This is a genomic window from Asticcacaulis solisilvae, from assembly GCF_052327315.1.
Classification (GTDB): domain Bacteria; phylum Pseudomonadota; class Alphaproteobacteria; order Caulobacterales; family Caulobacteraceae; genus Asticcacaulis; species Asticcacaulis solisilvae_B.
Window position 1 is genome coordinate 653463 of the sequence record NZ_CP166196.1, and the last position, 14443, is coordinate 667905.

Annotated in this window: 7 protein-coding genes; 3 read left to right on the plus strand and 4 right to left on the minus strand. The window is 62.5% G+C overall.

Annotated elements, in window-relative coordinates:
- Positions 1 to 57: 57 nt before the first annotated feature.
- From AB8717_RS03000 to AB8717_RS03015, 4 genes are all read right to left on the minus strand, one after another.
- Complete coding sequence (locus tag AB8717_RS03000; protein ID WP_443749552.1) at positions 58 to 1284, minus strand: ROK family transcriptional regulator; 1227 nt, start codon at positions 1282 to 1284, stop codon at positions 58 to 60.
- Between the two features lie 238 nt (positions 1285 to 1522).
- The gene (locus AB8717_RS03005; RefSeq protein WP_443749553.1) at positions 1523 to 2458 is read right to left on the minus strand and encodes an alpha-E domain-containing protein; all 936 of its coding nucleotides are present in this window, start codon (positions 2456 to 2458) and stop codon (positions 1523 to 1525) included.
- 266 nt (positions 2459 to 2724) lie between these two features.
- Positions 2725 to 4170 (minus strand): circularly permuted type 2 ATP-grasp protein, encoded by a 1446-nt coding sequence (locus AB8717_RS03010; protein ID WP_443749554.1) that lies wholly within the window; start codon positions 4168 to 4170, stop codon positions 2725 to 2727.
- Between the two features lie 13 nt (positions 4171 to 4183).
- Positions 4184 to 6094, minus strand: a complete 1911-nt coding sequence (locus AB8717_RS03015; RefSeq protein WP_443749555.1) for a class II glutamine amidotransferase — start codon at positions 6092 to 6094, stop codon at positions 4184 to 4186.
- A 159-nt stretch (positions 6095 to 6253) separates the two neighbouring features.
- On the opposite strand from AB8717_RS03015, the gene AB8717_RS03020 reads away from it, so the two are divergent.
- The 3 genes from AB8717_RS03020 to AB8717_RS03030 all read left to right on the plus strand — a co-directional run bounded on the left by AB8717_RS03020 (position 6254) and on the right by AB8717_RS03030 (position 14344).
- Positions 6254 to 9535 carry a transglutaminase family protein gene (locus tag AB8717_RS03020; RefSeq protein WP_443749556.1) on the plus strand — a complete coding sequence of 1094 codons (3282 nt, stop codon included), beginning with the start codon at positions 6254 to 6256 and terminating at the stop codon, positions 9533 to 9535.
- Positions 9536 to 9712: 177 nt separating this feature from the next.
- On the plus strand, positions 9713 to 10987 hold the full coding sequence (locus AB8717_RS03025) for a methyl-accepting chemotaxis protein (protein WP_443749557.1): 1275 nt from the start codon (positions 9713 to 9715) through the stop codon (positions 10985 to 10987).
- 486 nt (positions 10988 to 11473) lie between these two features.
- Positions 11474 to 14344 (plus strand): TonB-dependent receptor, encoded by a 2871-nt coding sequence (locus AB8717_RS03030; protein WP_443749558.1) that lies wholly within the window; start codon positions 11474 to 11476, stop codon positions 14342 to 14344.
- The last annotated feature ends 99 nt before the right edge of the window (positions 14345 to 14443 follow it).

Below are 14443 nucleotides of genomic sequence, written 5' to 3' on the forward strand. Positions count from 1 at the left end.
TTCGCTCGTGCGGTCCCCCTCCCCATTTTCTTCGAAAACGGGGAGGTACAATCTCGCCTAGTTCGTCTTCATCAGCGCCGTACGGATCGGCAGGAAGCGATCGTTGAATGGCAGGATGCCGGCGCCGCGCGCGGCCGCGTCGACCGCCAGTTCGGCGCGCTTGAGCGGCGCGATGGTCGGGATGCGCGGCTTGCAGGCGTCCAGCCGGTCGTTGAGGCGCTGGCACAGGGCGTCGATCAGCGGCGAGGGCAGGCGCCCGCCGATGAAGTGGGCTTCCGGATCGACGGCGCAGTTCATCACCAGGAAAGGCGTGAACAGATAGTCGGCGGCGCGGTCGAGCCAGGCCTGGACCTTGGCCTGTCCGGCCGGCGGCAGCTTTTCCAGGTCGTCGGGCGTCGAGACGTCGAGGCCGCTCTTGCGCAGGTAGTCGTACAGCGAATAGAGCGACACCATGTCTTCCAGCGACCGGGTTTCCGCCCCGTCCTTGACCGGCAGGTAGCCGATTTCGCCCGAACGTCCGTCGGCGCCGCGATAATAGTGGCCGTCGAAGACGAGGCCGCCGCCCAGGCCGGCGCTGATGATGGTGTAGATGAAGCTGCGGTGCTGCAAGCCGTGGCCGAACTGCATTTCGCCGATGGCCGCCGCGGCCGCGTCGTTTTCGACGATGACCGGCACGGGCAGGATTTCCGAGAACAGGTCGGCGACATCGATTTCCGACCAGATCTTGTAGGCGTCGGGGCGGTTCGCCACCGGCACGCGGCCGAGATCCTCGGGAATGGCGATGCCGATGCCGATCAGACGCTCGATGTCGATCAGGCGCTCGGCGATCATCTTGTCGACTTCGGCGCGGAAGAAGGCGATGACGTCGCGCGGCATGGCGAAGTGGACTTCGCGGCTGGCGCGGGCGCGCACATTGCCGACGAAATCCAGCGCCACGAAGGCGATATGGTCGCGGTCGATATTGAGGCCGATCGAGAAGGCGCCGTCGGGATTGACCACCAGCTTGGTCGCCGGCTGGCCGCGGCCGCCGATCTGGCGCCCCGCCTTCTTGATCAGGCCGTCATTGAGAAGGCGTTTGGTGATGTTGGCGATGGCCGGCGCCGTCAGGCCCGTCAGGTCGGCGATTTCGGCGCGCGTGATCGGCGCGCCGGTGGCGCGCACAGCTTGCAGCGTCACGCGTTGATTGTGATCGCCCGCTCGTTCGAGATTGGTGCCGGACAGCTGATCGCCCAGCGCATGGCTTTTTTGCGCCGGTCTTTGTCCGTTGCGTTCGTCCGCGCCCATAAAAGGCCCCTCCAGGGAGCGTCGCCGCTGTTACTGACCTCGCCCGGCCATCCTGCGGCAGGACGATCCGATGCAGGCCGCTATCGGGGATTGTGATCTCTCTGCAACGCACGACCTGAATCCCGCTTATGACATAAAGGCGACAACTGCAAGCCGAAGCAATCATAATGCATCGCCTGTAATCGATTTCAGGAAGCGATTTCATCCATGAAACATAATGGCGAAACCGTCGCGGGGTTCAGGTTTCGAAAAACGACTTGAAAATGGCTTCATCGACCAGGTTCAGCTTGTACTGGAAATCGTCGATGAATTCGTGCAGGCCGCTGGCGATGATGTGGGCTGCGTCCGAGGCGTGGAGCGTCTGTACCAGGGTACCGGTCTCGGTTTGCGCCGGGCTTTCTGGCTTGCACTCCGGCGCCAGCGACTTCAGCGCGTCGGCGGTGCTGTCAAGGCAGTGCAGCACCGACCGCGGGAAGGCCTGGCTGAACAACAGGAAGTCCGTGACATCGCGATAGTTGATGCTGTGATACTGCTGCCGGTACATTTCCAGGGCATTGACCGATTTCAGCACGGCGCCCCATTGCACCGTGTCGAAGGCGCTGTCGATCTGCTCGCCGCGCGGCAGCAGGATGAAGTACTTGACGTCGAGCAGGCGCGCCGTCTTGTCCGCCCGCTCCAGCATCTGGCCGATATGGGCGAATTGCCAGCCGGCTGACCGGCTCATCGTGTTGTACATCAGGCCGGTGAGCAGGTGGCCGGCCTGGCGGACCTGCATGTAGTAGTCATAGAGGTCGGCCAGGGACCGCTTGCGGCTGTGCGATTGCGTCAGGTGGTACAGCTCGTTGATCTTCTCCCACATCTCGACCGGGATGATCTCGCGCACCGTGCGGGCGTTTTCGCGCGCCCGGTAGATGCATTGCAGGATCGAGTTGGGGTTCTTTTCGTCGAAGGTCAGGAATTTCAGAACAGACTGTTCGTCGGCGGTCTTGTAGCGCTTGTTGAACACCTCGTCGTCGCCGGAGGTGGCGACCAGCGGATACCACTGCGTCGAATCGCGGTCGAGGCTGAGATCCAGCATCAGGTGGAAGTTGACGTCGGCGAAGCGCGCGACATTGTCGGCGCGCTCCAGATAGCGCGACATCCAGTAGATCGAGTTGGCGACACGGCTAAGCATGAAATCCCCCCATCGCGAATTGCCGAGACGTATAAATGGCTTTCGGCCCTCCCCGTTTACGGGGAGGGGGGACCACGCGAAGCGTGGTGGGCGGGGCTTCTTTCTTTCCGCTAACGCGGTTGCTGGCAGAACGTGCTGCAAGGCAAATAACGGCGCTTCGACGGGAACTGGCCAGAATTAGGTCTTCGGACGGAAGTCCCCCGCCCACCGCCTTCGGCGGTCCCCCCTCCCCGTAAACGGGGAGGGCCGAAGTCATAGAGGCTTTATCAAACATTTGCGGCCTCCCCGAGCACCCAGGTGTCCTTCGATCCGCCGCCCTGGCTTGAATTGACGACCAGCGAGCCCTTCTTCAGCGCCACGCGCGTCAAACCCCCGGGCAGGGTGAATATCTCCTCGCCATAGAGCGAGTAGGGGCGGAAATCGACGTGGCGGCCTTCGATGCCGCTGCCGACCAGGGTCGGGCAGCGCGACAGGGCCAGGGTCGGCTGGGCGATATAGTCGCGCGGCTTGGCCTTGATCAGCGCGGCGAACTGCTTCTGTTCGGCCTTGGTGCTCTTCGGCCCGATCAGCATGCCGTAGCCGCCCGACAGGTTGACCGCCTTGACGACCAGCTTGTCGAGGTTTTCCAGCACATAGGCGCGGTCGGTATCGTCTTCGCAGATATAGGTGCGGACATTGTTCGAGATCGGATCTTCGCCCAGATAGTATTTGATGATGCGCGGCACGTAGGCATAGATGGCCTTGTCGTCGGCGATACCGGTGCCGGGCGCATTGGCCAGGGCCACCGTGCCCTTGCGGTAGCAGCGCATGATGCCGGGAATGCCCAGCACGGACTCTTTCCGGAAGATTTCCGGGTCGATGAATTCGTCGTCGATGCGGCGGTAGATGACATCGACCTGTTTCAGCCCCGCGGTCGTGCGCATCCACACCTTGTCGTCCTCGACGACGAGGTCGGAGCCCTGGGCCAGCGGCACGCCCATCTGCTGCGCCAGGTAGGCGTGCTCGAAATAGGCGGAATTGTAGATGCCGGGGGTCAGTACGATGATGTTGGGATCGTCCTTGCCGCCGGGCGCGATGTGCTTCAGCGTCTTGTAGAGATGGTCGCCATAGTCGCTGACCGGCCGGACCTTCATGGTGTGGAACAGGGTCGGCAGGATGCGTTTGAGCACCGCACGGTTTTCCAGCACGTAGGAAATGCCCGACGGGCAGCGCAGATTGTCTTCCAGCACGTAGAACTCGCCGTCGGCGTCGCGCACGAAGTCCGTGCCCGAAATGTGCGTCCACACGCCCTTGGGCGGCTTCAGGCCTTCGCACGGCTTGAGGTAGCAGGCCGAGGAAAAGATCATCTCGGCCGGGACGACGCCGTCCTTCAGGATCTTCTGGTCGTTGTAGATGTCCTGGATGAAGAGGTTCAGCGCGTGGATGCGCTGGCGGATGCCGCGCTCGAGCTTGTCCCAGTCCCTGGCGGAAACCATGCGCGGGATGATGTCGAAGGGCAGGATCTTTTCGGTGCCCTTCTTGTCGCCATAGACGTTGAAGGTGTTGCCCGACTGGTAGAGGATGTCTTCGGCGGCCTTTTGTCGCCGCTGCAATTCCTTTTTGCTCAAGGCGTCGATCTGTTCGACCAGCGGCCTGGCGCCCGAATGCGGTGCGCCGTCGGCCTTGAAGAGTTCATCGTAGAACCCGTTTGTCTGGTAGCTCTCAAGCGTCAAGTGGCCAACCCCCTTATACGAAGACCTCGTTCATTGTGACCTGCACCCTGAGGGTTTCCTTGCCTCCGCCCCTGTATATGGTCCCCGCCGTGGGCGTTGCGTCGAGGTAGTTGCGGCCGGCCGCGACCCGGACGTGGTCCTGGGTGACGCGGCAGCCGTTGGTCGGATCGAAACCGCGCCAGCCGAGGTAGGGGATGTAGATCTCCACCCAGGCGTGGCTGGCGTCCGACTGAATCTTGTTCTCGTAATTGGCGCCGGTGAAGATGTAGCCGACGCGGTAACGCGCCGGCACGCCCAGCAGGCGCGCGAGACAGATGAACAGGTTGGCGAAATCCTGGCAGACGCCTTCGCGTGAGGCGTAGACGTCGAACGGCGTCGTGCGCACGGTAGTCGAGCCCGGCCGGTAGCGGAAATCGCGATAAAGGGTCTGGTTGATGTCGTTCAGCGTATCCATCAGGTGCCGGCCGTTACGCTCGGCGAAGCTCATGGCGTAGATCATCAGCTCCTGGAGCTGCGTTTCGGGCAGTTCCGGCGGCAGCATGTACGGGTCCATCATGGTGCGCTGCCACGGCATCATGGCCAGCGGGATGAAGACCTGGCGGACCTGGGCCGAGAAGTCGTCGGGTGCGGCGCCGAAGATCTTGACCAGCGAGCGGCACGACACCGTCAGCTTCTTGTACGGGTTGATGATCGAATAGTTGATCGTCTGGTTGCCGAAGACGTCCTCGTAGCGCAGGTCCTCGCCTTCCGAAGACAGGGACAGGGTGGCGTTCAGCACCTCCTGCGTCGCGTCCTCGACCGGCAGCAGGCGGAAGATGTGCGTCGAATGCTCGACCTCGTTCTCGTACGCGTATTCGGTCGAATGGACGATGTCGTAGAGACGGTAGGTCAGCGGCGATCCGTCGGGCGCGTGCGTCTGGGCGCGCGCGTTGAGGATATTGTGCTGGACCGTCTTCATCTGCTGCAGCGATTGCAGGATCGACAACTGCTGGGTCTGGGCCTGCTGGTCGACGAAGGCGCGCGTCACGGGGCCGCGCGACATCGACGGCGGCACGACGACACCTTGCAAATGGCCGTCCTGCTCGTGGACGATCTGCTGCGGCTGGGGTTGCGCTTCGCCCTTCTTGTTGGTCCACACGACCTGGCCGCGGCGCGCGATGATCAGCTGCGATTTCTGCATCTTTTTCCAGTCGCCCTGGCGGAAGGGCGTCGACGAAAAGACGACGGCGGTGCGGAAGGTATCGCGCGGATTGTTGAGCGCGAACGACGCGGATTCGGCGTCGAAGGCGTCGGCGTGCGGCGGGCGGACACGGGAATAATAGAGCGTGGTTTCGGACTGCGAACCGTAAAAGGCGGCGACGGTCGTGCCGTCCGAGATGACCATGTCGGCAGAGCCCATGTCGTCGAGCTGCAGGAACCACGACAGCAGCACCTGGTGGTCGACATCGCCCAGCGCGCGGGCGCCGTAGTCCTGGATCTTGCCGAGCAGGAAGCAGAAGGCCAGTTCCGAATCGGTGCGGCCCATCGGTTCCAGGAAGATGGATTTGTTGAAATGCAGCCGCGTCATGGCGGTCTTGTCGAGATCGCCATTGTGCATGAACAGCCAGTCCTGGCCGGCGAAGCTGCGCGAAAAGGGCTGGGTCTCGAGGTGGGTATAGCCGGTGGCGGCGCCGCGCACCTTGCAGAAGAAGACGGTCGAGCGGAAGACGTCCCAGTCCTGCATGGCGCCGTGCAGGCTTGCCGTGTCGCGCGCCGACGGATCCTTGGCCAGGATCGCCGCCTTGTTGTCACCGGGATACCAGCCGAGGCCCCAGCCGAGCGTATGCTCGCCCTTTTGCGGGCCTTTGCGGAACTTGAGGTCGATCGCCGGCGAACTCAGACCGTCGAAGCTGAAGGCCAGTATGTCACTCGAAATGGCGCTCACAAAAATGACCTCTTATACTGCATTGCAACTAGACTTTCTTCTCAGGCGGTTGTCTAGTCCCCGTAACAGGAGGATGACACTTTTTTTGCGATTCCGTAAAAGAGGCAAGCCATTGGCCCGGACGGAGACGCATAACGGCTATTTTAAGGGATTGAAAAGTTGAGCATTCTGGCTGCGCTGCACCATGTCACCGACTACCGCTACGACCGTCCGATCACGCTTAACCCCCAGACCATCCGCCTGCGTCCCGCACCGCACGCCCGTGCGCATATCCAGTCCTACGCCCTGAAGGTTTCCCCGGAAAACCACTTCATCAACTGGCAGCAGGATCCGTTCGGCAACTACCTGGCGCGCATCGTCTTTCCGGAAAAGACCTCGCATTTCCGCGTCGAGGTCGACCTGGTCACGGAAATCCGTGTCTTCAATCCCTTCGACTTCTTCCTCGAACCGGGCGCCGAAACCGTACCCTTCGTCTACGCAGCCGCGCTGAAGGAAGAACTGGCGCCCTATCTCGAAATCAAGGACTCCGATCCGCTGCTGATGGATTTCGTCGCGTCCGTTTCCGATGAAGCGACGCCGACGGTCGATTATCTTGTCGCGCTCAATGCGCGCCTGAACCGCGAGCTTGGATATATGATCCGGCTGGAGCCCGGCGTGCAAAGCAGCGCCGAGACCCTGGCGAAAAAGTCGGGATCGTGCCGCGACATGGCGTGGCTGCTGTGCCAGATCCTGCGGCACAAGGGGCTGGCGACGCGCTTCGCCTCCGGCTACCTGATCCAGTTGAAGGCCGACGTGAAGTCGCTCGACGGGCCGTCGGGCACCGAGGAGGACTTTACCGACCTGCACGCCTGGTGCGAAGTCTACCTGCCGGGCGCCGGCTGGATCGGGCTCGACCCGACGTCAGGCCTGTTCACCGGCGAAGGCCACATTCCCCTGTGCTGCACGCCCAATCCGCAGTCGGCCGCGCCCATTTCCGGAACCCTGGAAAAGGCGAACGCCACACTGACCCACGAGATGGACGTCGAGCGCATCTACGAATCGCGCCGTGTCACCCAGCCATACAGTGACAAGGAATGGCAGCGCATCGATGCGCTGGGTGGCAAGGTCGACAAGGCGCTGGCGGCGCAGGACGTGCGCCTGACCATGGGGGGCGAGCCGACCTTTGTCAGCCTTGACGACCGCACCGGCGACGAATGGCATTTCACGGCGCTGTCGGATGCCAAGAAGCGTCTCGGCTTCGATTTGTTTCAGCGTTTGTCGAAGCGTTTCGCCGCCGGCGCCCTGGCTCAGCACGCCCAGGGCAAGTGGTACCCCGGCGAAATCCTGCCGCGCTGGGCGATGAATCTCTATTGGCGCAATGACGGACGGTCGCTCTGGTGCGATCCGGTGTGGCTGGCTGATCCCGATACCAAGGGCGATCTCACACCGGAGGCCGCCGGGACATTTCTTGAAACGCTGTCACGCGCCCTCGGCATCGACGGGTCGATGGTGCTGGCCGCCTATGAGGACATTCCCTATCTCCTGTGGAAGGAGCAGCGCATTCCGCTGGAAGGCGAGATGCTCAAGGCCGACGTCTATGAGGCGACCGAGCGCAAGCGCCTGCAGGACCAATTGGATAGTAATGTCGGCAATCCGACGGGCTATGTCCTGCCCTTGACCTTTTCCGCGAAGACCAAGGGCTGGCTGTCGAACGGCTGGCGCTTCCGCACCGACAAGATGATGCTCCTGCCCGGCAATTCCCCGGTCGGCCTGCGCCTGCCGCTCGGCGCCCTGCCATTGATCGACCAGAGACTGGCGGACGAACACTATTTCCCGGCGCGCTCGCCGTTTGCGCCGGTCGAAACCTTGCCCGAAGCGGCAGCCGTCGTTTCCGGATATCGCGAAAAGCTGGCGAAGCCGCTCAAACCCAAGGGCAAGGAGGGGCCCAACGGCCTTGTCCGTTCCGCCCTGTGCGCCGAGGTGAGGGGCGGCGTGCTCTTCCTTTTCCTGCCGCCGCTTTCCTATGCCGAACACTATTACGATCTGACCCACGCCATCGAGGCGGTGGCGTCGCATCTCGAAATTCCGGTGGTCATCGAAGGCTATGCGCCGCCGCGCGACCACCGCGTCGAAAGCCTGTCGGTTACGCCCGATCCCGGCGTTATCGAGGTCAATATCCAGCCGGCGAAATCCTGGGACGAACTTAAGACGATCATCACGACGGTCTACGATGAGGCGCGGCTGTCGCGCCTGGTCGCCGACAAGTTCATGATCGACGGCAAGCGCGTGGCGACCGGCGGCGGCAACCATATCGTCATGGGCGCGGCTAAACCCGAAGACTCGCCGTTTCTGCGCCGGCCCGACGTGCTCGGCTCGATGCTGACCTTCTGGCAGCATCATCCCAGCCTCTCTTATCTGTTTTCCGGCCTCTATATAGGGCCGACCAGCCAGGCGCCGCGCATCGACGAGGCGCGGCACGAGTCGCTCTACGAACTCGAAATCGCCCTGAAAGCCCTGCCCGACGGTTCGGGCGAGAGCCAGCCCTGGCTGGTCGACCGCCTGCTGCGCAATCTGCTGGTCGACCTGACCGGTAATACGCATCGTGCCGAATTCTGCATCGACAAGCTCTACAGTCCCGACAGCGACCGCGGCCGGCTGGGCTTGTTGGAGATGCGCGGCTTCGAGATGAGCCCGCACCCGCAGATGAACCTGATCCAGACCCTGTTGCTCAGGGCCTTGATCGCTGTTTTCTGGAAACGTCCCTACCGCGCGCCGCTGGTACGCTGGGGCACGCAGCTCCACGACCGTTTCCTGCTCGGCCATTTCGTCGAAGGCGATATGATTGAGGTCCTGGATTATCTAAAGCTGAACGGTTTTGCCTTCAGTCCGGACTGGTTCATTCCGTTCTTCGATTTCCGGTTCCCCACCATCGGCACGGTCCAGGTCGGCGATGTCCAGCTGGAACTGAAAAACGCGCTCGAGCCCTGGCCGGTCATGGGCGAGGAATCCTCCGGAGGCGGCACGTCGCGCGGTGTCGATTCGTCGGTCGAGCGGCTTGAGGTCCGGCTGAAGGGCGGGGTGGGCCCGCAGCACGTCGTCACGTGCAACGGCTATCGCCTGCCGCTTTCGGCGACGCGCGACGGCAACGTCCAGGTCGCCGGCGTCCGTTATAAGGCCTGGGCGCCGTGGTCGAGCTTGCATCCCAACCTGCCGGTCAATACGCCGCTGGTCTTCGACGTGCTCGATACGCGGCTTGAGCGCAGTCTGGGCGGTTGTCGTTATCACGTCATGCACCCTGGCGGACGCAATTACGAAACCCTGCCGCTCAACGAAAACGAAGCCGAAGGGCGCCGGCTGTCGCGCTTCGAAGCGCCGACCCATACGCCCGGCCGGGTGAAGATTCCGCCGCTGGTCGTCAACCCGGACTATCCGCATACGTTAGACTTAAGACGCCCGCTATAGAGGCGGGCTTGGGGGATTTAAGACGGCCGCTGTAGAAGCGGGCTTTAGGGATTTAAGACGCCCGCTATAAGGCGGACTTTGGCAATCTCAGGCGGCCGGCATAATCCTTAATCCGGTTTACCAATTCTTAGCCATGTTAACGCCACTCTCCGGCATCATAGAATTAGGAGACGTTGGATGTTTGGGCAGGCCCGTAAAAGCGTAAAGACAGATACGCAGGCCGATTTGGCTTTCGCAGCGCTGGAAGCCCTTCCGTCGCCGGTCTTCGTGTGCGGACTGACGCCGGGCGACGACGGTGTCGCCTACTGCAACCAGGCCTTCGCATCGGGCATGGGCGCGATCTCGGCTTCGGCCTTTGCCGGCAAGAGCCTGTCGGCCCTGCTCGGCCCGCGCCAGCCGGAAAACCGCACGGCCTCGGACGTGGTCCGCGCCATCGCCTCCAGCATCGCCCGCGACGGCCGCTGGTCCGGCGCCATCGCCTGTGCCCGCCTCGACGGCTCGGCGCTGGAAGCGAATGTCTCGATCAGCCGCATGTCGGCCGGAGGCAAGACCTACGCCGTCGCCCAGCTCGAAGACGGGCAGGGCGCGCAATCGGGCGCCCGCAAGGGTGAGTTCCAGGCCCTGGCCAACAGCCTGCAGTCGGAAGTCGGCGCTTCGGTCGAAGCCATCACCACGGCCGCCGGCAATCTCAGCGGCGTCGTGACCAACCTGATCCGTTCGGCCGAAGAGACTTCGCGCCAGAGCGAAAGCGTCGTCGCCATCAACGGCGATACCGCACACAATGTCACCTCGGTGGCCGACGCCGCCCAGGAACTGGCCCAGTCGATCGACGCCATCGGCCAGCAGGTCGGCCGCTCGACCCTGGTGGCGCGCGACGCCGTCGGGCAGGCGTCCAACACGCAGATCACCGTCAACCGCCTGGTGGCCGCCGCCGAGCGCATCGGCGACGTCATCAAGCTGATCCAGTCGATCGCCTCGCAGACCAACCTGCTGGCGCTGAACGCCACCATCGAAGCCGCGCGTGCGGGCGAAGCCGGCCGCGGCTTCGCGGTCGTCGCCTCGGAAGTCAAGTCGCTGGCCAGCCAGACCGCCAAGGCCACCGAGGAAATCTCGCTGCAGATCGCCGACATCCAGGCGGCCACGACCGAAACCGAAGCGGCCATCCGCGCCATCGGCGCCACGATCGAGCAGATCAACGAAATTTCGGGCGTGATCGCCGAGACGGTGGAGCGCCAGTCCGGCGCCACCCAACGCATTTCGCAAAACGTCTCGCGCGCCAGCCAGGGCACCGATCAGGTCACGCAAAGCCTGATGACGGTGGCCGAGGTCGCCCGTGAAACGACGGGCGTCGTCAACAAGGTCCGTTCGTCGATCGGCCTGGTGTCGGAACACGCGGACGGTCTTGAAGGGCGTCTCAAGGGCTTCGTCGATCGTCTGCGCCGCGAGGGCTGATCCTTCCCACAATATGACAACGCTGACGGCGCCCCTCGCAAGACGGGCGCCGTTTTCGTTTTCATGGGCGATTCGGATTTCATATTTTAATTTTTGATATTTAATCGATTTTTCATATAAAAAAATGACAGGGCTGTCATTCTCAAGTATAAAAATAAATTAAACAAAAACAATAACTTGTGTGGCATTGTCGCTATAGCTGTCGGAATAGTGTTACAATACGACAATTTGGAGTGGCTATCCGGGCGGCTCTATGACAGCGTTGCCATAGGAGCAGGCGCCACAAGCACCGTCGCCATAGGACGGGCTTAAGGCGTCAACAACGAAACACGGACAGCCATAGAAACACGTCGGCATGAAGACGAAGGGCGCACTATACGCGCCTTGTCGTTTTTATATTTGAAGATGTTTTTATGGAAAATTTCGGTGCTCTGGAACGGACACTCATAGGCGTCGCATTTCCGCACGCCTTGCCAGGGAGACATTATGAAAAACCGCAGTGCAAAATTCACGGCGCTCATGGGTTCGGCTTCGCTCGTTGCGGTCGGTCTGGCGGCGCTGGCGCAGCCGACCTTCGCGCAGGACAAGCCCGCGGCCAAGGCCGACGATTCGGTCGTGGTCGTCACCGGCCAGCGCGCCCAGATCAAGAGCGCCCAGGCGCGCAAGAAGGATTCGGACGTCATCGTCGATTCGGTCACGGCCGTCGACATCGGCGCCCTGCCGGACCGCAGCGTTGCCGAAGCGCTGCAACGCATTTCGGGCCTGACCATCCAGCGCGCCGCCGAAGCCCGCGACCCGATCCGCATGACGGCTGAAGCTGGCGGCGTCGAAATCCGCGGCCTGGCATGGGTCCGCTCTGAAACCAACGGCCGTGACATCTTCTCGGCCAAGAACGGCCGTGCGCTCAGCTGGTCGGACGTGTCGTCGGACCTGCTGGCCGGCGTCGACGTCTATAAGAACGCTTCGGCTGACATGATCGAAGGCGGCATCGGCGGCACGGTCAACCTGCGCACCCGTCTGCCTTTCGATTCCAAGAAGCCGATCTTCGCTTTCACCGCCGACGACACCTACGGCGACCTGCAGAAGAAGCACCAGTATTCGTACAGCTTCCTGGCCTCCGACCGCTGGCATACGGCGATCGGCGAAGTCGGCGCCCTGTTCAACTATTCGCTGGTCAACGAAGGCAACGACACCAACGTCATCGCCGTCGACCGTTACGTCACCGGCACCCTGGCCAGCACGAACCAGACCGTCACCATCCCGAACACCATGGGTTGGCGCACGATTGACTGGGATCAGAAGCGCCAGGCGGCCAATATCGCCCTGCAATGGCGTCCGAACGACGATGTCGAACTGACGCTGAGCCTGTTCAACGCCAAGTCCGACCCCAAGAACACCGAATACAATACCGGGTTCTACAATGACTCGAACGAGTTCTTCGGCAACGGCGCTTCCTATACCTTCAACACCGACGGTACGGTGAAGACGGCGAAGATCGCCAATGCCGGCATCACGTCGAACACCCGCTATGGCGAAGACCATAACGAAACGACGGACATCTCGCTGCACGGCCGCTGGAACGTCTCCAGCAAGTTCACCCTGGCCGGCGACGTCCAGTACGTGAAGTCGACAGCCCGCGACCTGTCGAACACGGCCTTCATCCAAAGCTCGAACAAGCCGACCTTGAACTACACCATGACGGGCGGCCTGCCGGAAATCTCCGTTTCCGGCGTCACGACCAGCGACCCCAGCACCTATTGGTGGGCGGCCGACATGGACCATATCGAACGCAACCAGGGCAAGGAACTGTCTGCGCGCCTCGACGGCCAGTACGACTTCGACGGCGGCTGGCTGAAGAACTTCAAGTTCGGCGTCCGCACGACCGACAAGGACTATCAGACCCGCATCTCGGGCTGGAACTGGGGCTTCCTCAGCCAGGAATACTGGGGTGGCGGCCCCGCCGCCTACATCAATAACGCGGCCAGCGGCGGTCCGGGCTCCGACTACACGATGCTCGACACGTTCAGCAACTTCATGCACGGCCAGGTCGCCGTGCCGGGCAGCATCTGGTTCCCGTCCGCGTCGCTGGTCAACCAGGGCACGGCCAAGACCTACGACCTGCTGAAGAGCGCGGAAACCGAAGGCTGGGGCTGGACGCCGCTGACCTCGCCATCGACCACCAACGACAACACCCAGACGGAAAAGACGACGGCTGCCTACGCCACCGGCACCTTCGCCTTCACGCCGAACCTGTGGGGCGAAGAGCGCACGATCGACGGTAATTTCGGCGTCCGTGTTGTACAGACCAAGTCGACGGGTTCGAGCTATATCGTCGTGGCCGCGCCGACGACCTCGGCCGCCTGCACCAGCAACTGCTCGCTCTATACGAAGACCCTGACCTTCGGCAACGGCGCCTTCCCGTATGCCGGCGGCGGTGAATACACCAATGTCCTGCCCAGCCTGAACATCCGCTTCAAGTACAACAGCAAGCTGCAGTTCCGCTTCGCTGCGTCCGAGGGCATGGTTCGGCCGGACATGGCCTGGTTGACGCCGTATTCGACGCTGGGGTCCAACTTCACGATCGACTCGCACGGCGCGCTGACCAATGCCACCTTCACCGGCACGGGCGGCAATCCGAACCTGAAGGCGATCACCGCGACCCAGTTTGACTGGACGGGCGAATGGTACTTCGCGCCGACCGGCAGTCTTACGCTCGACCTGTTCGCCAAGGACCTGAAGAACTACATCTACACCCAGGCGGACAGCGAAACCTTCACGAACAACGGCCAGACTCTGACCTTTGACGTGACCCGCTACGTCAACGGTACGGCGACCGGCAAGGTTCGCGGCTTCGAACTGGCCTACCAGCAGTTCTACGACGCCCTGCCGGGCCCGCTGTCCGGCCTCGGCGTCCAGGCCAACTATACGCACATCGACTCGAGCGGCGGCCGCAATGCCACCGTGGACGTCACCGACTCGAACCAGGTCGCCGGTGCTGCGCTCAACGGCCTGCCGCTGGAAGGCATGTCGCCGGACAGCTACAACATGGCTGTGATGTACGAAAAGTACGGCATTTCGGCGCGTCTGGCCTACAACTGGCGCTCCAAGTACCTGTACACGACGTCGGCCGCCAACGTGAACCGTCCGCTCTGGGCGCAAGCTTACGGCCAGCTCGACGGCTCGGTCTTCTACAACCTGAACACCAAGCTCAAGCTGGGCGTCCAGGTGACGAACATCGGCCGCTCGACGACCTACCAGCGCGTCAGCAGCGATCTGGCCCAGCCGAATGTCACGCAGTTCTATTCGGCGATCCAGACCGACCGCCGCGTCTCGGTCGTCCTGCGCGGCAGCTTCTAAAGCGTTGTGGCTGCCGGCACTGACCTGCGCCGGCAGCCACTTGTCTTCGATCCTGGCATCTTCAGGATCGGGGACGGACGTTTTCGACTGGTCCTACGA

What these genes read in the sequence shown, in the direction of transcription:
- AB8717_RS03000 (WP_443749552.1), bottom strand. Translation starts at nt 1,284, where the DNA reads ATGGGCGCGGACGAACGCAACGGACAAAGACCGGCGCAAAAAAGCCAT.
- AB8717_RS03005 (WP_443749553.1), bottom strand. Translation starts at nt 2,458, where the DNA reads ATGCTTAGCCGTGTCGCCAACTCGATCTACTGGATGTCGCGCTATCTG.
- AB8717_RS03025 (WP_443749557.1), top strand. Translation starts at nt 9,713, where the DNA reads ATGTTTGGGCAGGCCCGTAAAAGCGTAAAGACAGATACGCAGGCCGAT.
- AB8717_RS03030 (WP_443749558.1), top strand. Translation starts at nt 11,474, where the DNA reads ATGAAAAACCGCAGTGCAAAATTCACGGCGCTCATGGGTTCGGCTTCG.